The organism is Streptomyces sp. M92, from assembly GCF_028473745.1.
Lineage (GTDB): Bacteria > Actinomycetota > Actinomycetes > Streptomycetales > Streptomycetaceae > Streptomyces.
Genome location: NZ_CP101137.1, coordinates 4323763 through 4341798, shown reverse-complemented (window position 1 = coordinate 4341798; position 18036 = coordinate 4323763). Strand labels below are relative to the sequence as shown.

Here is an 18036-nt window from a genome sequence, read left to right as displayed (position 1 = left end):
TCGGCCCTGTGGACGGCTTGTGGACTACTCCCGGCGAAGTAGTGGCCGCCCGGGACGGGCTCCGGCGGCGCAGCGAGGACCGTCTCCGGCCGTACGACGACCGCGGGCGCCTCCGCGCCGCACTCTGCTGTCCATGCCCACCACCTTCCGTCATACCGAGCCCCTGCCCCCGAAAGCGGCCACCGGCCGCCTCGCGGAGCTCTACGAGCAGATGGCGCGGGACTTCGGCATCCCCGAACCCGCCCCCTTCGTGGCCCTCTCCTCCGCCCCCGCGCTCCTCGCCCCCGCCTGGGCGCTGATGCGCGAGTCCCTGCTCGCCGGCCCCGGCGACCGGACCGGCAAGGAGGTCGCCGCCTTCGGGGTGTCGCAGGCCAACGGGTGCCGGTTCTGCGTGGACGCGCACACGATGCTGCTGCACGCGACCGGCGACCACGACCTGGCCGAGCGGCTGGCCCGGGGCCGGGAGCCGGCCGACGGGCGGCACGCGCGCGTGCTGGACTGGGCGCGCCGCACCCGGGTTCCGGGCGCCGCGCGGGAGCCGTACCCGTTCCCGCGCGAGGAGGCGCCCGGCTATCTGGGCACCGCGCTGGCCTTCCACTTCATCAACCGGATCGTGTCGGCCCTGGTGACCGAGAGGCTGCTCCCGGCCGACGCGCAGCGGCTGCGTGCGGTGCGGAGTCTGGCCGGCCGGTCACTGTCCCGCACCGTGCGCCGCCCGGCCGTGCCCGGCGCGTCCCTGCCCCTGCTCGACGACCCCGGCCCGGGACCGGCGTGGGCGGGGGACACGCCGGTCGGCCCCGCGTACGCGGCCCTGCGCACGGCCGCCACGATGGGCGCGGGCCTCCTCGGAGCCGACGACCAGGCCCTCGTGCGCACGGTCGTGCGTGACTGGGACGGGTCGCATCCACCCTTGGACCCGGACCCGTTCCCCGACCGCCGGGAAAGGCCCGGCGCCCGGCTGGCGCTGCTGGCCGCGCTCGCGCCGTCCCGGATCGCGGAGGCGGACGTCGCGGCGTGGCGCCGGCCCGAGCACACCGACCACTGCCTGGTGCACCTCGTGGCGTACGGCGCGTTCGCTGCCGTGGACCGCGTAGAAACCGCCCTGACCGCACCCACCGTGGAGGAGACCTCATGACCGGCGTCGCCGCCCCCCGCCGGGCCGAGTCCTGGAACGGTCCCGTCGGCGCCCACCGGGCGGCTCACCGGGCCGGGTACGACGCGAGGCCCGCCGGTGTGGACGACGCCCTGTTCGGCGCGGCGGCCATCGTGCCGGGCGACCGCGTCCTGGTCGTCGGCTGCGGGGCCGGCGCCACGACCCGGTTCGCGGCGCGGCTCGCCGCCCCCGGGCACGTGGTGGGCGTCGACGCCTGCGCGCCGCCGCTGGAGCGGGCCCGCGCGGGCACCGCCGCCGAGGGGATCGAGAACGTCTGCTACGTGTGTGCCGACGCGCAGGCGCATTCCTTCCCCGCCGGTGGGTACGACGTGGTCGTCGGCCGGGGCGGGCCGATGTCCCTCGCCGGCCACGCCGCCGCCTTACGCGATGTCGCGCGGGCGCTGCGGCCGGGGGGTCGGCTCGCGTTCGTCTGCCCGCGACCGCCGGGGCCGCACCGGGAGGAGCCGGAGCGCGTCCGGGAGACCTTGGCCGGGTTCGCGGAGGTGAGGGTCGTACCGGTCACCATGGAGTCGTCCCGGGGCCGGGACGTTCCGGACGCCGTCGAGTTGCTGCTGTCGCCGTTGCCCGGCGGCGCGCTGCCCGCCTCGCGGCTGGCCGGCCCGGAGGAGGTGCTGCTCCCGTTCGCCGCGGGCAGGAGGGCGCGGACGCGGACGGGCCTGTTGCTGGTGACGGCCGTCCGGCCGTGACGCAACCGCCCGCCACCGCCCGGCCCGCCGGTACGTCTGCGTCACCGCCCGGCCACGCACCGAGTTGGCCCTTCCGCCGCACAGGGACTCGTGTGACACTGGCGTCCCGTCCGCAGTGCGGACCTCCTCCGCACCGTCCCCCACGAGAAGTGCGCCGTGCGTCCTCTTCCCCTGCCGTTCGCCCTGACCGCGCGTCTGGCGCCGGTCGCCGTGCTCGCCACGGCGGGCTGGGCCCTGTCGTCCGGGCCGGACACGACACCGGCCGCCAAGGACGAGACGCCGCCCGACACCACGAACCGGTCCGCCTCCGCCCCGGCGACCGAGGCGGTGACCCAGACGTACGCCGCCGCCCCGGCGCCCTGCGAGAGCCTGGCCGAGAGGACGGTCACCTCGCTGGTCCCGGGCGCCAAGGCGGCCGGCAAGGAGATCCCGTCGACGGACACCGAGGTCCGCCGCACATGTTCCTGGAACGCGCTCAAGGGCTACGACTACCGCTGGCTCGACGTCTCCTTCGAGGTGATGGAGTCGGACGAGGCGGCGCAGAAGTCGTACAAGGAGCGGGTCGCCGACCGGAGCGGCGGAGGCGCGGTGCCGGGGCTAGGCGACGAGGCCTACTCCGTCGTGAACCTCACCACCGAGGACGAGCAGCAGACGCGCGAGGGCACCGTGCTGGTCCGCGCCTCCAACGCCCTGGTGATGATCACGTACAACGGCAGTGACTTCGAGTCGAAGAAGGCACCCAGTACGGACACGGTCAACAAGGGGGCCATCAAGGCGGCCAAGGAGGCGGTGGCCGCCCTGGAGGATGGCTAGCGCCGAGCCGGCCGGGTGGCGGGCAGCAGCATCAGCGCCAGGTACAGCGCCATGGAGGTGCCGAGGCCGACCGCCCAGCCGTAGTCGGCCAGTGGTTCGAGGAAGGGCACGGGGCGGCCGTCGACCAGCGGGTGGAAGTCGGCGCCGCCGATGGCCAGGACGCCGCCGGCGAGGAAGGCGACGACCGCCCGCCAGTTCCATCCCCGGTCGTACCAGTACCGTCCGCCCGTGCGGTACAGGTCGACGAGGTCGAGGCGGGCGCGGCGCAGCACCCAGTAGTCCGCGATGAGGATGCCGGCGACCGTGCCGAGCAGGCCGCCGACCAGGCCGAGCCAGGTGAAGATGTAGCCCTGCGGGTCGGAGTACAGCTTCCACGGGAAGATCAGCACGGCCAGGACGCAGGTGACGATGGCGCCTGCCCGGAAACTGACCTTGCGCGGCGCGACGTTGGAGAAGTCGAAGGCCGGTGAGACCAGGTTGGCCGCGATGTTCACGGACAGGGTCGCCACCAGGACGGTGACGAGGGCGAAGAGCAGCCCCACCACGTTGTCCGTCTTCGCGGCGAGCTTCACCGGGTCCCAGATCGGCTCCCCGTAGACCGCCTGCGAGCCGGAGGTGACCATCACGGAGAGGAAGGCGAACAGCGTCATCGTGGTCGGCAGGCCGAGGGCCTGGCCGCGGGTCTGGGCCTTCTGGCTCTTCCCGTAGCGGGTGAAGTCGGGGATGTTCAGGGACAGCGTGGACCAGAAGCCGATCATGCCCATGAGGGAGGGCCAGAAGAGCTTCCAGAAGTCGCCGCCCCAGCCCAGCCGCGACGGCTGGTCGAGGAGCGGGCCGAAGCCGCCCGCCTTGTCGGCCATCCACCACAGCATCACGAAGGCGCCGACCAGGACGAAGGGCGCCGCCCAGTTCTCGAACCGGCGGATCGTCTCCATGCCCCGGTAGATGATGGCGACCTGGATCGCCCAGAAGATCGCGAACGACAGCCACATCGTCCAGGCGTAGCCGCCGAACGTCGCCGCGTTCGTCCAGCCGTCGCCGATGAGCTTGCCGGCCAGGAAGTAGATCGCCTCGCCGCCGATCCAGGTCTGGATGCCGAACCAGCCGCACGCCACCAGCGCCCGTACCACGGCGGGCAGGTTGGCGCCGCGGATGCCGAAGGAGGCGCGGGCGAACACCGGGAAGGGGATGCCGTACTTCGGTCCGGCGTGCCCGGTGAGCAGCATCGGGACGAGCACGATCACGTTGGCCAGGGCGATGGTGAGCACCGCCTGCTTCCAGTCCATGCCGACGGCGATCAGGCCGGAGGCGAGGGTCCAGGAGGCGGTGTTGTGGGCCATGCCGACCCACAGGGCGGAGAAGTTGTACGTGGTCCAGGTGCGCCCCTCGACGGGGACCGGCAGCAGGTCCTCGTTGGCGTAGGGGCCGCCGGGCGGCGGGGAGCCCGGGGCGAGCTCCACGCGCCCGTCGGGGAGGGTGACTTGGGCGGACGGCGGTATGGCCGTGGGCGCGGTGTCGGTCATGGGCAGGCCAATCGTGCGGTGGGACGGGAGAGGCCGTGCGTGCGGTGCCGAGGGGGGTGCGCGGGTGCGCCCTGGGCCCCTCCCCCGAGAGGGAGGGAGGGGGTCGGTCAGCTGTTGACGGCCGGGATGATCCGCGTGCCGTAGGCGTCGATCACGGACTCCTGCGCGTCGTGCATGTCGTACAGCGCGAACTGGTCGACGCCGAGGGCGCGCAGGGCCCTGAGCTTCTCGATGTGCTTCTCGGCCGGTCCGATCAGGCAGAACCGGTCGACGATCTCGTCCGGCACGAACCGGGTGTCGGGGTTGCCGCTGCGCCCGTGGTGGGCGTAGTCGTAGCCCTCGCGGGCCTTGATGTAGTCGGTGAGTTCGTCGGGGACCGCGCCGGTGTGGGCCCCGTACTTGTCGACGAGGTCGGCGACGTGGTTGCCGACCATGCCGCCGAACCAGCGGCACTGCTCGCGCGCGTGGGCCAGCGCCTCGGGCGAGTCGTCGGCGGTGACGTAGGCCGGGGCGGCGACGCAGATCGTCACCTCGTCCGGGTCGCGTCCGGCGGCGACGGCGGCGTCCTTGACCGCCTTGACCATGTACTGCGTGAGGTAGAGGTCGGCGAGCTGGAGGATGAAGCCGTCGGCCTCCTCACCGGTCGTCTTCAGGGCCTTCGGGCCGTACGCCGCCATCCACACCGGGACTTCGGTGCCCGGTTTGATCCAGGGGAAGCGGACGACGGTGCCGCCGCCGAGGTCGGCCTCCTCGCCCCGGCCCAGCGCCCGGACGACCTTGATGGCTTCGCTGACGCGGGCGAGGGTGTTGGGCTTGCGGCCGGCGACGCGCATCGCGGAGTCGCCGCGTCCGATGCCGCAGACGGTGCGGTTGCCGAACATGTCGTTGAGGGTGGCGAAGGTGGAGGCGGTCACCTCCGGTGTGCGGGTGCTCGGGTTGGTGACCATGGGGCCGACCTTGAGTTCCGAGGTCTGGGCCAGGATCTGACTGTAGATCACGAAGGGTTCCTGCCACAGCACGGCGGAGTCGAAGGTCCAGCCGTAGCGGAAGCCGTTGTGCTCCGCCCGCTTCATCAGGTCGACGACGCGGGAGGCGGGCGGGTCGGTCTGCAGGACGAGTCCGAAGTCCATGGGCACCGCTCCTAGTTCAGGTACTGACAGGTGGCGCGCGGGGTGTAGACGCCGTGGCCCTTGCGCCCGGTGTACTCCCGCTCGGTGACGACCGGTACGCCGCGCGAGAGCACGGTCTCCACCCGGCCGGTGATCCGCTTGCCCTCGTACGCCGAGTAGTCGACGTTCATGTGGTGGGTCTCGGCGGAGACGACCTGCTCGGCGTGCGGGTCGTAGACCACCACGTCGGCGTCGGCGCCGGGCGCGATGGTGCCCTTCTTCGGGTACAGGCCGAACATGCGGGCGGGGGTGGCGCAGGCGATCTCGATCCAGCGGCGGCGACTGATGTGTCCGTCGACTACGGCCTGGTGCAGCAGGTCCATGCGGTTCTCGACGCCCGGCATCCCGTTGGGGATCTTGGAGAAGTCGCCGCGGCCCAGTTCCTTCTGGCCGGTGAAGCAGAAGGGGCAGTGGTCGGTGGAGACCACCTGGAGGTCGTTGGTGCGCAGGCCCCGCCACAGGGCGGCCTGGTGCTCCTTCGGCCTGAGCGGGGTGCTGCACACGTACTTGGCGCCCTCGAAGTCCGGCTCGGCCAGGTTGTCGGTGGACAGGAAGAGGTACTGGGGGCAGGTCTCGCCGAAGACCGGCAGCCCCTCGTCGCGGGCGCGGGCCAGCTCGGCAACGGCCTCCGCCGCCGAGACGTGCACGACGTACAGCGGCGCCCCGGCGACCTGGGCGAGCTTGATGGCGCGGTGGGTCGCCTCGGCCTCCAGCAGCGCCTTGCGGACCTCGCCGTGGAAGCGCGGGTCGGTCTCGCCCCGGGCGAGGGCCTGCTCCACCAGGACGTCGATCGCGATGCCGTTCTCGGCGTGCATCATGATCAGTCCGCCGTTGCCGGCGGCGCGCTGCATGGCCCGCAGGATCTGGCCGTCGTCGGAGTAGAAGACGCCCGGGTAGGCCATGAACTGCTTGAAGGAGGTCACCCCCTCCTCCACCAGCAGGTCCATCTCCTTGAGCGTCTTCTCGTTGACGTCGGAGACGATCATGTGGAAGGCGTAGTCGATCGCGCAGTTGCCCTCGGCCTTGGCGTGCCAGGCGTCCAGGCCGGAGCGCAGGGAGTGCCCGACGCTCTGGATGGCGAAGTCGACGATCGTCGTCGTCCCGCCCCAGGCGGCGGCCCGGGTGCCGGTCTCGAAGGTGTCGGCGGCGTAGGTGCCGCCGAAGGGCATCTCCATGTGGGTGTGGCCGTCGACGCCGCCCGGGATGACGTACTTGCCGCTCGCGTCGATGGTCCGCTCGGCCGAGAAGGCCCGGGCGGCCGGGGTTCCGGTGGCGGCGAGGGCGGCGATGCGGCCGTCCTCGATCAGGACGTCGGCGTGGATCTCGTCGGACGCGGTGACGACGAGGCCACCGCGGATGACGGTACGGCTGCTCATGCTGCTCTTCCCTCCTGTCGGGCCCCGCCCGGTCAGGGCGCGGTCAGCGGCGAGTACGCGCCGGGCGCGCGGTCGCGGTAGAACTGCCAGCGGTCGCGGACCTCGCGCAGCTTGCCCATGTCGAGGTCGCGGACGACGAGCTCGGTCTCCTTGTCACTCGCGACCTCGCCGACGAACTGCGCCTCGGGGTCGACGAAGTACGAGGTGCCGTAGAAGTCGTTGTCGCCCAACTCCTCGACGCCGACGCGGTTGATGGCGCCGACGAAGTACTCGTTGGCGACGGCCGCCGCGGGCTGCTCCAGCTGCCACAGGTAGCCGGACAGGCCGCGTGAGGTGGCCGACGGATTGAAGACGATCTCGGCGCCTTCCAGACCCAGCGCCCGCCAGCCCTCCGGGAAGTGCCGGTCGTAGCAGATGTAGACGCCGACCTTGCCGACGGCCGTGTCGAAGACCGGCCAGCCGGAGTTCCCGGGGCGGAAGTAGAACTTCTCCCAGAAGCCGCGCACCTGCGGGATGTGCGTCTTGCGGTACTTGCCGAGGTAGGAGCCGTCGGCGTCGATGACGGCGGCGGTGTTGTAGAGGACGCCGGGCTGCTCCTCCTCGTACATCGGGAGGACCAGGACGAGGCCGTGCTCGCGGGCGAGCCGCTGGAAGCGCTCGACGATCGGGCCGTCCGGGACGCGTTCGGCGTAGGCGTAGAACTCGGGGTCCTGGACCTGGCAGAAGTAGGGCCCGTAGAACAGCTCCTGGAAGCACAGCACTTGTGCGCCCTGGGCGGCGGCGTCGCGCACCGCCTGCTCGTGGACCTGGATCATGGATTCCTTGTCGCCCGTCCAGGCGGTCTGGAAGAGCGCGGCACGGATCACTCGGCTCATCTTCGGCCTCCACTCGCTCGGTGTGGCGCTCGGTGTACGGCGAGGTTAGGGGCGGCGGGCGACGGGATTGAGTGGCACGGTGTTACGTCTGCCGGGGTCGGGCATTGCACGGTGTCACCCCTGCTGGGCGTCGTGGGCGAGGAGCGCGATGTGTACGGAGGCGGCCTGCTCGAAGTCGTCGAGGTCGACGCCGAGCCGGCTCTGTATCGCTTCCAGGCGGCGGTAGAGGGCGGGGCGGGAGACGTGGTGGAGCCGGGCGGTGCGGGACTTGTTGCGGCCGGTGGCGAGGTAGGTGCGCAGGACGGCGAGCAGGTCCTCGTCGGGGCCGGCGAGCAGCCCGTCCAGCTCGCGTTCGGCGAAGGACTGCACGTGCGGGTCGTCGCGCAGCAGCCGTACCAGTCCGCGCAGGTGGACGTCGCGCAGCCGTACGACGGGCGGCGGGTCGAGGCCGGGCGCCGAATCGGCGACGGCGTCGGCGACGTGCCGGGCCTCGCGCAGGCCGGCGGGGACTTCGTCCCAGGCGCGGGCGTCGGCCGCCGCGACCACGGCGCGGGAGGACTCCGGCTGGGAGCGCAGCCGGGCGGCGAGGTGGGCGGTGAGTGCCCTGGCGTCCTGGTCGGGGGCGAGACTGAGCAGGACGGCGACCCGGTCGTCGTCGAGCCCGGCGGCGACCCCCGGCAGGCCGAGCAGCCGCAGTACGCGGTCCAGGCGGGCGGGCTCACCTCCGCGTACGACCAGCGGGACGAAGATCCGCCGGTTGACCGGCAGCCCGGCGGCCCGCGCCCGGGGCAGCAGTTGCCGTGCCGGTACGGCGCCGGTGACCAGGTCGGTGAGCAGGCTCCGCGCGGACTGCTCCGCCCAGGAGTCCCGGGAGCCTCCGGAGTTCCGGGCATGGGCGCCGTCACCGGCGAGCATGCGGTGCAGGACCAGTGCCTCGGCGGCCCGGTCGGCGAGCAGGCGCCCGGCGGCCCGCTCGCCCGGGTAGCCGCACAGCACCAGCCGGCCCCAGCGCTCCCCGCGGCAGCTCAGCTCGGCCCGGATCCAGCCGTCGGCCGACCCGGCACCGGCCTGGCGGGCGATGCGTTCCCAGTCCCGCAGTACGTCGTCGACGGCCGCCCGCTCCCCGGCCGTGGCGAGGACGCGGTGGGCGAGGTTGGTGACGACGACGGGGCAGCCGCCGCGCCGGGCGACCTCGTCGAGCAGGCGCTGCACGGGGGCGCCGGCGGTGATCAGGCCGGTCAGTTCGGTGCGTACGGTCTCGGAGAGGCTGACGGCGGCGTACTTGCGCCGCAGCAGCCGGGACTGGACCTCCTCGGTGAGTTCGGCGAAGGGGAAGGGCCGGTGCAGGACGACCATGGGCAGGCCGCACCGCTCGGCCGCCGCGCGCATCCCGTCGGGCGGGGCGGGGAAGGCCCGGCCGAGGCCCAGCACGACGGCCGAGGCCTCGGCGCGGTGCAGGGAGCGGACGTACTCGCCCTGCTTGTCCTCGTCGCCGGCGAGCAGCACCCCGGTGGTGAGGACCATCTCGCCGCCGCTGAGCATCACGCCGACGTCGGCGGCCTCGGCGACGTGCACCCAGCGCACCGGCCGGTCGAGCCGGTGGGCGCCGGCCACCACCTCGGGCTGCCCGGCGAGCACCCGTTCCAGGCCGAGGACCTGGCGGACCGACAGGGCGGGTTCCCAGTGCTGGTCCCGGTACCGGGCGGTGGTCATGGCGGCGCCTCCTCGGCTCGGGACGCGGCTGTCGGATGTGGTGCGGGACGCGGTGGCCGGCTGCCGTACGGGGCGCGCGGGTCAGAGGGTGTGCAGGGCGCGTTCGAGGATCGCCGCGCCCTCCTCGGCCTCCGCGACGGTGAGGGACAGCGGCGGGGCGAGGCGCAGGACGCTGGTGCTGTGGCCGCCGCCCCTGCCGACCAGCAGCCCGCCCGCGCGGGCCGCCTCCAGGACGGCGGACGCCGCGTCGGGGGCGGCCTCGTCGGTGCCGGGCCGGGTCAGCTCGACGCCGACCATCAGCCCGCGTCCGCGCACCTCCCGTACGTGCGGCACCTGGGCGGCGACGGCCCGCAGCCGTTCGATGAGCAGGCCGCCGACGCGCCGGGCGTTGCCCTGGAGGTCGTGCTCCAGGAGATGGTTGAGGTTGGCGAGGCCGGCGGCCATGGTGACCTGGGTGCCGCCGAAGGTGGAGATGCTGTTGGCGTCGAGGCAGTTCATGATCTCGGCGCGGGCGATGACGCCGCCGACCGACATGCCGTTGCCGATGCCCTTGGCGAAGGTCACGATGTCGGGCGGGCCGCTGCGTCCGTGGGCCTGCCAGCCCCAGAAGTGCTCGCCGGTGCGGCCCCAGCCGGTCTGCACCTCGTCGGCGATCCACAGGATGCCCCGCTCGTGCAGCACCTCGCGGAAGGCGGCGTACAGGCCGTCCGGCGGGGAGGTGAAGCCGCCGACGCCCTGGACGGGTTCGGCGATCAGCGCGGCGGGCGGACGGGTGTGGCCGAGGAGGTCCTCGAGGTCGGCGACGCAGGCGTCGATGAAGTCCCGGTCGTCGAGGTGGGCGTAGGGGCCTCGGGTGCGGACGCCGCCGTGGACGTAGAGCGTCTGGAGCGGGGAGAGGGAGGTCGGGGACCAGCTTCGGTTGCCGGTGATGCCGACGGAGCTGAAGCTGCGGCCGTGGTAGCTGTTGCGCATCGCCAGGATGGTGTTGCTGCGCCGGTGGGCGGTGGCGAGCAGCAGGGCGGTGTCGTTGGCCTCGGTGCCGGAGGTGGTGAAGAAGACGCGGGCGTCGGGGATGCCGGAGACGTGGGCGATCCGTTCGGCGAGTTCGACCATGGGCCGGTTGAGGTACAGGGTCGAGGAGTGGATGATCCGTCCGGCCTGCTCGCTGACCGCCTTGGTCACCTCGGGCAGGGCGTGCGCGGTCATCGTGGTGAGGATGCCGCCGAAGAAGTCGAGGTACTTGTTGCCGGCCGAGTCCCAGACGTGCCGTCCCTGGCCGTGGGTGATCTCCAGCGGGTCCTCGTAGTAGAGGGCGAGCCAGTCGGGCAGGACGGAGCGGTGCCGGGCGTAGAGGTCCTTGGTCACGGCTGCACCAGCCCTTCGTAGGCGTCGGGGCGGCGGTCGCGGTAGAAGGCCCACTGCTGCCGCACCTGCTCGATGAGGTCGAAGTCCAGGTCGCGGACGACGAGTTCCTCCTCGGTGTCGCTGGCGACGTCGCCGACGAACTGGCCGCGCGGGTCGACGAAGTACGACGTGCCGTAGAAGTCGTTGTCGCCGTACTCCTCCTGCCCGACCCGGTTGATCGCGGCGACGAAGTACTCGTTGGCGACGGCCGCCGCGGGCTGCTCCAGCCGCCACAGGTGGGCGGAGAGGCCGCGGTGGGTGGCGGAGGGGTTGTAGACGAGCTGGGCGCCGCCGAGGCCGAGTTGGCGCCAGCCCTCCGGGAAGTGCCGGTCGTAGCAGATGTAGACGCCGACCTTGCCGACGGCGGTGTCGAAGACGGGCCAGCCGAGATTGCCGGGGCGGAAGTAGAACTTCTCCCAGAAGCCCTTGACCTGCGGGATGTGATGCTTGCGGTACGTGCCGAGGACGGTGCCGTCGGCGTCGATCACGGCCGCGGTGTTGTAGTAGAAGCCGGACCGCTCGACCTCGAAGACGGGGACGACGATCACCATGCCGGTCTCGCGGGCGAGGGCCCGCATGCGGCGGGTGGTCGGGCCGTCGGGCACGGGCTCGGCCCAGCGGTAGTGCTCGGGGTCCTGGACCTGGCAGAAGTAGGGGGCGTTGAAGACTTCCTGGAAGCCGATGACCCGGGCGCCCCGTCGGGCGGCCTCGCGGGCGTGCTCCTCGTGTTTCGCCACCATGGACTCGGTGTCGCCGGTCCAGGTGGCCTGGACCAGAGCGGCGCGTACGACGTTGGCCATGAGCTGCTCCTTCGACACGACGTCACGACGTCAGAGCCTCTACGCCCGTAGAGCGGCCGTAGAGGGACGAACGTAAGCCTGGCCACAGGGGCTTGCCAAGACCATCGTCGTCAAGGCGCGGTGTCGATCGCGTTTCGCACTCCTGTGGGTGAGTGCGGGAGCCTCAGGCCGCCGCCGCGGGCTCGCACCTCCCGACCAGGTCGTCCATGGACAGCCCCAGCGCTCCGGCCAGCGCGGCCACGGTGAAGAACGCGGGCGTGGGTGCCCGGCCGGTCTCGATCTTGCGCAGGGTCTCGGCGGAGACGCCGGCCACGGCGGCGACCTCCGTCATGCTCCGTTCACCGCGGGCCGCGCGGAGCAGGCGGCCGAGCTGTTCGCCGCGCTCGCGCTCTTCGGGGGTCAGGGGGGTGCGCACCATGCCGTCATTCTAATACCGGTCCCGCGCGACCGCCCCAATTCAAATACCGGTATAGTAATTGGCATGGTGGAACTGAAGACAGACACATCGATCGACGCCATGCACGCGGCCGGCCAGGTCGTCGCGCGCGCCCTGACCGCCGTACGCAAGGCGGCGGACGTGGGCGTGTCCCTGCTGGAGCTGGACGCGGTGGCGCGCGAGGTGCTGCGGGAGGCGGGCGCCGGGTCGCCGTTCCTCGGCTACCGGCCCTCCTTCGCGCCGACGCCCTTCCCCGGCGTCATCTGCGCGTCGGTGAACGACGCGATCGTGCACGGCATCCCCGACGGCTACCGGCTGCGCGACGGCGACCTGGTCTCGATCGACTGCGGGGCCACGCTGGACGGCTGGGCCGGCGACTCGGCGGTCAGCTTCGTCGTGGGCACCCCGCGCGCGGCGGACGTGACACTGATCGAGACCGCCGAGCGGGCGCTGGCGGCGGGCATCGGGGCGGCCGTCGTCGGCAACCGCGTCGGCGACATCGCCCACGCCATCGGTACGGTCTGCCGGTCGGCGGGCTACGGCATCATGGAGGACTTCGGCGGCCACGGCATCGGCCGACGAATGCACGAGGACCCCGGCGTGCCCAACGAGGGCCGGCCGGGGCGCGGGCTCCCCCTTCGGCACGGCATGGTCATCGCCATCGAGCCGATGCTGATCAGCAGCGGCCGGGACGACTACCACCCGGCCCCGGACGGCTGGACCCTGCGCACCAACGACGGCTCGCGGGCGGCCCACGTGGAACACACGGTGGCGATCACGGACGCCGGCCCCCGCGTGCTGACGTCCCGGGACGGCCTCTGACGATGCCGTGCCCCCGCACCGCGGAGATCCCACGAGGGCCTGGGCGGAGGCGGCCCGTGACCTCCGTGCGAGGCGCGGCACCGGGGACCGGTAGCAACGTCCCCGCACCGCGGAGATCCCACGAGGGCCTGGGCGGAGGCGGCCCGTGACCTCCGTGCGAGGCGCGGCACCGGGGACCGGTAGCAACGGGGCCCCATGGCCCGGTGGAGGGCGCGGCACCGTCCCCCCGAGGCGGGGCACAGCACCGCGGCCGAAGCGGGGACCCAGCACCCTCGCCGACACGGGACGGTGGTCGGGGGAGGACACGGCCCCGTGCCGGCACGCGGCGCCGCGGCCACCGCGAGACACGACCCCAGAACCGGTACGGCACATGCCGCCATGCCCTCGTACGCCACGGAGCACCACACCGAGGCGCGGCACACCACCGCGCGGCCGGGACACGGCCTCGTGACTCCCTGAGGGACGACCGAACGCCCCGGCGCAGGGCGGCCTCGCCCTCCGGCGTGGGACAGCCACCCGGCCCGGGGCCGGACGATCCCCACGACCCGGCACAGGGCGCCCGCAGCCCCCGCCCACCACGTCTCGCGCCCGCCCGCGAGCCCCTCCGCCCGCCCGGGTTGCCGGACATGCCCGACGGAACAGAACGTGTCATGTTGGGCATGACCGCGCCCCGGCCGGGTTACCCGGCCCCGGCACGTCGACAGCGATGCAGCGGAGGTCCGTACACGATGACCAGCGGCTACATGGGCCCGGAGGGCGACCCGTTCGCGGAATTCCTGGCACGCTTCTTCGGCGGGCCCAGGCCGAGGCAGATCGACATCGGCCGGCTGCTCAGCCAGCCCGCCCGGGAGCTGGTGCGCGGGGCCGCGCAGTACGCCGCCGAGCACGGCAGCCGGGACCTGGACACCGAGCACCTGCTGCGGGCGGCGCTCTCCACCGAACCGACCCGGGGCCTGCTCAGCCGCGCCGGCGCCGACCCGGACTCGCTGGCGTCGCAGATCGACGAGCGCAGCGGCCCGGTGCAGCACCCGCCGGGCGAGGTGCCGCCGCCCACCTCGCTGTCCCTGACCCCGGCCGTCAAGCGCGCCCTGCTGGACGCGCACGAGCTGGCCCGGTCGACCGGCACCGGCTACATCGGCCCGGAGCACGTGCTCAGCGCCCTGGCCGCCAACCCGGACTCGGCCGCCGGGCACATCCTGAACGCGGCCCGGTTCGCGCCGTCGTCGGGTCTGCCCACGGAGACGCCGGACGCGGCCAAGGGGCGTACCGAGGGGCCGCAGGCCACCAACACCCCGACCCTCGACAAGTACGGCCGCGATCTCACCGACCTGGCCCAGCAGGGCCGGATCGACCCGGTGATCGGGCGCGAGGACGAGATCGAGCAAACCGTCGAGGTGCTCTCCCGGCGCGGCAAGAACAACCCCGTGCTGATCGGTGACGCGGGCGTCGGCAAGACCGCCGTCGTGGAGGGGCTGGCCCAGCGCATCACCGACGGCGACGTCCCCGACGTGCTGATCGGGCGCCGGGTGGTCGCGCTCGACCTGACCGGCGTGGTCGCCGGCACCCGCTACCGGGGTGACTTCGAGGAACGGATGAACAACATCGTGGGCGAGATCCGCGCCCACTCCGACCAGCTGATCATCTTCATCGACGAGCTGCACACCGTCGTCGGCGCGGGCGGTGGCGGCGAGAGCGGGTCGATGGACGCCGGGAACATCCTCAAGCCGGCCCTGGCCCGCGGCGAGCTGCACATCGTGGGGGCCACCACCCTGGAGGAGTACCGCCGGATCGAGAAGGACGCGGCCCTCGCCCGCCGCTTCCAGCCCATCCTGGTCCCGGAGCCCACGACCGCGGACGCCATCGAGATCCTGCGCGGCCTGCGCGACCGCTACGAGGCCCACCACCAGGTCCGCTACACCGACGAGGCGCTGGTGGCGGCCGTGGAGATGTCCGACCGCTACCTCACCGACCGCCGGCTCCCGGACAAGGCGATCGACCTGATCGACCAGGCCGGCGCCCGGGTACGGCTGCGGGCGCGCACCAAGGGCACGGACGTACGGGCCATGGAGCGCGAGGTCGACCAGCTCATCCGGGACAAGGACCAGGCGGTCGCGGACGAGCAGTACGAGCGGGCCACACAGCTGCGCGACCGGATCGTCGAGCTGAAGCAGCGGATCATGGAGGCCGACGGCGGCGGCGAGGCCGACGAGGGCCTGAACCTGGTGGTCGGGACCGAGTCCATCGCCGAGGTGGTGTCCCGGCAGACCGGCATCCCGGTCAGCAGCCTCACCCAGGAGGAGAAGGACCGCCTGCTGGGCCTGGAGTCCCACCTGCACGAACGGGTGGTGGGCCAGGAGGAGGCCGTGCGGGTCGTCGCCGACGCCGTACTGCGCTCCCGCGCCGGTCTGGCCAGCCCCGACCGGCCCATCGGCAGCTTCCTCTTCCTCGGCCCGACCGGCGTCGGCAAGACCGAGCTGGCACGGGCGCTGGCCGAGGCCCTGTTCGGCAGCGAGGACCGGATGGTGCGGCTCGACATGAGCGAGTACCAGGAGCGGCACACCGTCAGCCGCCTGGTCGGCGCCCCGCCCGGATACGTCGGCCACGAGGAGGCCGGTCAGCTCACCGAAGTGGTGCGCCGGCACCCGTACTCGCTGCTCCTGCTGGACGAGGTGGAGAAGGCGCACCCGGACGTCTTCAACATCCTGCTCCAGGTGCTGGACGACGGGCGGCTGACCGACTCGCAGGGCCGCACGGTGGACTTCAGCAACACGGTCGTCGTGATGACCAGCAACCTGGGCTCCGACGTGATCACCCGGCGGGGCGCGGGCATCGGCTTCGGCTCGGGCGGTTCGGAGGCGGACGAGGAGGCCCGGCGCGAGCAGGTGCTGCGGCCGCTGCGCGAGCACTTCCGGCCCGAGTTCCTCAACCGCATCGACGAGATCGTCGTCTTCCGCCAGCTCAGCGGCGAGCAGTTGCGGCAGATCACCAGCCTGCTGCTGGAGGAGACCCGGCGCATGGTGCGCGCGCAGGACGTCACGGTCGACTTCACGGACGCGGCGGTGGACTGGATCGCCGAGCGCGGCTACCAGCCCGAGTACGGCGCGCGTCCGCTGCGCCGCACCATCCAGCGCGAGGTCGACAACGAGCTGTCCCGGCTGCTCCTCGACGGCCGCGTCACGGAGGGCGGCCGGGTGACGGTCGACGTCGAGGACGGGCGGCTGGCCTTCCGGACGCCGCAGCAGTCCGTCCCCGAGCTGTGAGTCGTATGGGCTGTCGTTCGGTCTCTTCCCTGCTACTTGATCCAAACGACGGCCCTTAGCGCACCGGTCTGACGACCATCGCCGACCCGCCGCCGCGTCGTTCCTTCTCCGCGGCGGCCAGCCACTTGCCGTTCGGCAGCCGCTGCACGCCGGTCGCCGCGCCGATCTCCGGGTTGCGTTTGAAGGAATGCCCGATGGCCTCCAGTTCCGCCCGCAGGCCACTGTCGCAGAGCCCGGGTTCGAGATCGGTCCGGGCGGCGTTGCGCTGGCTGGCGCGCGGGGCGGCGATCGCGTCGACGAGCGGCAGGCCGCGGTCGATGACGCCGGTGAGCGTCTGGAGCACGGTGGTGATGATGGTGGCGCCGCCGGGCGAACCGACGGCCACGACCGGCTTGTGGTGCTGGTCCAGCACGATCGTCGGCGCGATGGAGGAGCGCGGGCGCTTGCCGGGGCCGGGCAGGTTCGGGTCGTGGACGGCCGGGTTGGCGGGGGCGAAGGAGAAGTCGGTCAGCTCGTTGTTGAGCAGGAAGCCCCGGCCGGGCACGGTGATGCCGCTGCCGCCGGTCTGCTCGATGGTGAGCGTGTAGGCGACGACGTTCCCCCACTTGTCGGCCACGGTCAGGTGCGTGGTGCTCTCGCCCTCGTACGTCGTCGGCGCCGCCGTGCCGCCGTCCGCGCAGGGTGCCGGGTTCAGGGGGTCTCCGGGTGCGAGGGGGCTGGTGAGGACCGCGTCGTCCTTGATCAGACACGCGCGCGAGTCGGCGTACCGCTGCGACAGCAGCTCCCTCGTCGGTACGTCCTCGAAGGCCGGGTCGCCGACCCAGCGGCCGCGGTCGGCGAAGGCGATGCGGCTCGCCTCGATGAAGCGGTGCAGGTAGCGGGCCTTGCTCGCCTTGGAGAGGTCGGTGCGCTCCAGGATGTTGAGGGCCTCGCCGACCGTGGTGCCGCCGGAGGAGGAGGGGGCGATGGAGTAGACGTTCAGGCCGCGGTACGAAGTGCGCGTGGGCGCCTGGAGCTTGGTCTCGTAGGCCGCGAGGTCCTTGGCGGTGAGGTCGCCGGGGCGGGCGTACCAGCCGGACTCCGGGTCGACGGGCGGCTCGCCCACGGTGTCGACGATGTCCTCGCCGAGTTCGCCGTGGTAGATCGCGTCGACGCCCTCGCGGCCGAGTTCCCGGTAGGTGCGCGCGAGGTCCGGGTTCTTGAACGTGGAGCCGACGACGGGGAGTTCGCCGCCGGGGAGGAAGAGTTCGGCGGTGTCCGGGAAGTAGCGGAACCGCTGCTCGTTGGCGGCGGTCTGGGAACGGAAGGTCTCGTCGACGGTGAAGCCGTGCCGGGCCAGGCGCTCGGCGGGCTTGAGCACCGAGGACAGCTTCCGGCTGCCCCACTCGTCCAGGGCGGTCTGCCAGGTGGCGGGCGTGCCCGGGGTGCCGACGGCGAGGCCGCTGCTGACGGCGTCGGCGAAGGGGATGGGCTCGCCGTTCTCCGTGAAGAGGTCCTCGTCGGCGCTCAGCGGCGCGGTCTCGCGGCCGTCGATCGTGCGTACGGTACGTGACTCGGCGTCGTAGTAGACGAAGTAGCCGCCCCCGCCGATGCCGGCGGAGTAGGGCTCGGTGACGCCGAGGGCGGCCGCGGTGGCCACGGCCGCGTCGACGGCGTTGCCGCCCTTGCGCAGCACCTCGATGCCGGCGGCGGAGGCGTCCGGGTCGACGCTGGCGACCGCGCCGCCGTACCCGACGGCGACCGGGGTCTTGGGGACGGCGGGTCTGCTCTGCGCGGCGGTTGGCGCCGCCGCCCCCGCCGACACCACGGCGGCCGACACCGCCAGGACCGTCAGATTCCGTGCGACAGGGCGACGCATCCGCACCTCCAGGGAAAGGCCGTTCGGGCAGCTTAGTTGATCGTCATGGTCGCGTCAGGAACGCCGGGAGAACGCGTACGACACGGTCCCGACGCGGCCCGTCGAACACCGGTACGCCCACGCCCGC

General features: G+C 72.8%; 14 protein-coding genes. 5 read left to right on the top strand and 9 right to left on the bottom strand.

Annotated elements, in window-relative coordinates:
- The first annotated feature begins 133 nt into the window (after window positions 1-133).
- The 3 genes from M6G08_RS19620 to M6G08_RS19610 all read left to right on the top strand — a co-directional run bounded on the left by M6G08_RS19620 (window position 134) and on the right by M6G08_RS19610 (window position 2673).
- Window positions 134-1135, top strand: a complete 1002-nt coding sequence (locus tag M6G08_RS19620; RefSeq protein WP_272588462.1) for a carboxymuconolactone decarboxylase family protein — start codon at window positions 134-136, stop codon at window positions 1133-1135.
- Window positions 1132-1860: a class I SAM-dependent methyltransferase gene (locus M6G08_RS19615; protein ID WP_272588461.1), complete on the top strand. Its 729-nt coding sequence runs from the start codon at window positions 1132-1134 to the stop codon at window positions 1858-1860. Before M6G08_RS19620 ends, M6G08_RS19615 begins: the two co-directional genes overlap by 4 nt.
- A 156-nt stretch (window positions 1861-2016) precedes the next feature.
- The gene (locus tag M6G08_RS19610) at window positions 2017-2673 is read left to right on the top strand and encodes a hypothetical protein (RefSeq protein ID WP_272588460.1); all 657 of its coding nucleotides are present in this window, start codon (window positions 2017-2019) and stop codon (window positions 2671-2673) included.
- Here M6G08_RS19610 and M6G08_RS19605 read toward each other — a convergent pair.
- From M6G08_RS19605 to M6G08_RS19570, 8 genes are all read right to left on the bottom strand, one after another.
- The gene (locus tag M6G08_RS19605) at window positions 2670-4196 is read right to left on the bottom strand and encodes an NCS1 family nucleobase:cation symporter-1 (RefSeq protein WP_272588459.1); all 1527 of its coding nucleotides are present in this window, start codon (window positions 4194-4196) and stop codon (window positions 2670-2672) included. The two genes, M6G08_RS19610 and M6G08_RS19605, sit on opposite strands and share 4 nt — an antisense overlap.
- A gap of 107 nt (window positions 4197-4303) precedes the next feature.
- Window positions 4304-5326, bottom strand: coding sequence for a TIGR03842 family LLM class F420-dependent oxidoreductase (locus M6G08_RS19600; protein WP_272588458.1), 1023 nt, complete (start codon window positions 5324-5326; stop codon window positions 4304-4306).
- Between the two features lie 11 nt (window positions 5327-5337).
- On the bottom strand, window positions 5338-6741 hold the full coding sequence (gene hydA / locus M6G08_RS19595; protein WP_272588457.1) for a dihydropyrimidinase: 1404 nt from the start codon (window positions 6739-6741) through the stop codon (window positions 5338-5340).
- Between the two features lie 32 nt (window positions 6742-6773).
- Entirely contained in the window at window positions 6774-7616 is an 843-nt protein-coding gene (locus M6G08_RS19590) for a nitrilase-related carbon-nitrogen hydrolase (RefSeq protein WP_272588456.1), read from the bottom strand.
- Window positions 7617-7730: 114 nt separating this feature from the next.
- Window positions 7731-9329: a PucR family transcriptional regulator gene (locus tag M6G08_RS19585; RefSeq protein WP_272588455.1), complete on the bottom strand. Its 1599-nt coding sequence runs from the start codon at window positions 9327-9329 to the stop codon at window positions 7731-7733.
- An 81-nt stretch (window positions 9330-9410) separates the two neighbouring features.
- Window positions 9411-10694, bottom strand: a complete 1284-nt coding sequence (locus tag M6G08_RS19580; protein ID WP_272588454.1) for an aspartate aminotransferase family protein — start codon at window positions 10692-10694, stop codon at window positions 9411-9413.
- Window positions 10691-11533: a nitrilase-related carbon-nitrogen hydrolase gene (locus tag M6G08_RS19575; RefSeq protein WP_272588453.1), complete on the bottom strand. Its 843-nt coding sequence runs from the start codon at window positions 11531-11533 to the stop codon at window positions 10691-10693. The genes M6G08_RS19580 and M6G08_RS19575 overlap by 4 nt, the downstream gene beginning before the upstream one ends.
- A 163-nt stretch (window positions 11534-11696) precedes the next feature.
- Window positions 11697-11951, bottom strand: a complete 255-nt coding sequence (locus M6G08_RS19570) for a helix-turn-helix domain-containing protein (RefSeq protein ID WP_043378025.1) — start codon at window positions 11949-11951, stop codon at window positions 11697-11699.
- Between the two features lie 63 nt (window positions 11952-12014).
- Between M6G08_RS19570 and map the strand changes: the two genes are divergently transcribed.
- The gene (gene map / locus M6G08_RS19565; RefSeq protein WP_272588452.1) at window positions 12015-12791 is read left to right on the top strand and encodes a type I methionyl aminopeptidase; all 777 of its coding nucleotides are present in this window, start codon (window positions 12015-12017) and stop codon (window positions 12789-12791) included.
- 728 nt (window positions 12792-13519) lie between these two features.
- Window positions 13520-16051 (top strand): ATP-dependent Clp protease ATP-binding subunit, encoded by a 2532-nt coding sequence (locus M6G08_RS19560; RefSeq protein ID WP_272588451.1) that lies wholly within the window; start codon window positions 13520-13522, stop codon window positions 16049-16051.
- Window positions 16052-16106: 55 nt separating this feature from the next.
- Here the strand turns inward: M6G08_RS19560 and ggt are convergent, their stop codons facing one another.
- Entirely contained in the window at window positions 16107-17909 is a 1803-nt protein-coding gene (ggt, locus tag M6G08_RS19555) for a gamma-glutamyltransferase (protein WP_272588450.1), read from the bottom strand.
- Window positions 17910-18036 lie beyond the last annotated feature (127 nt).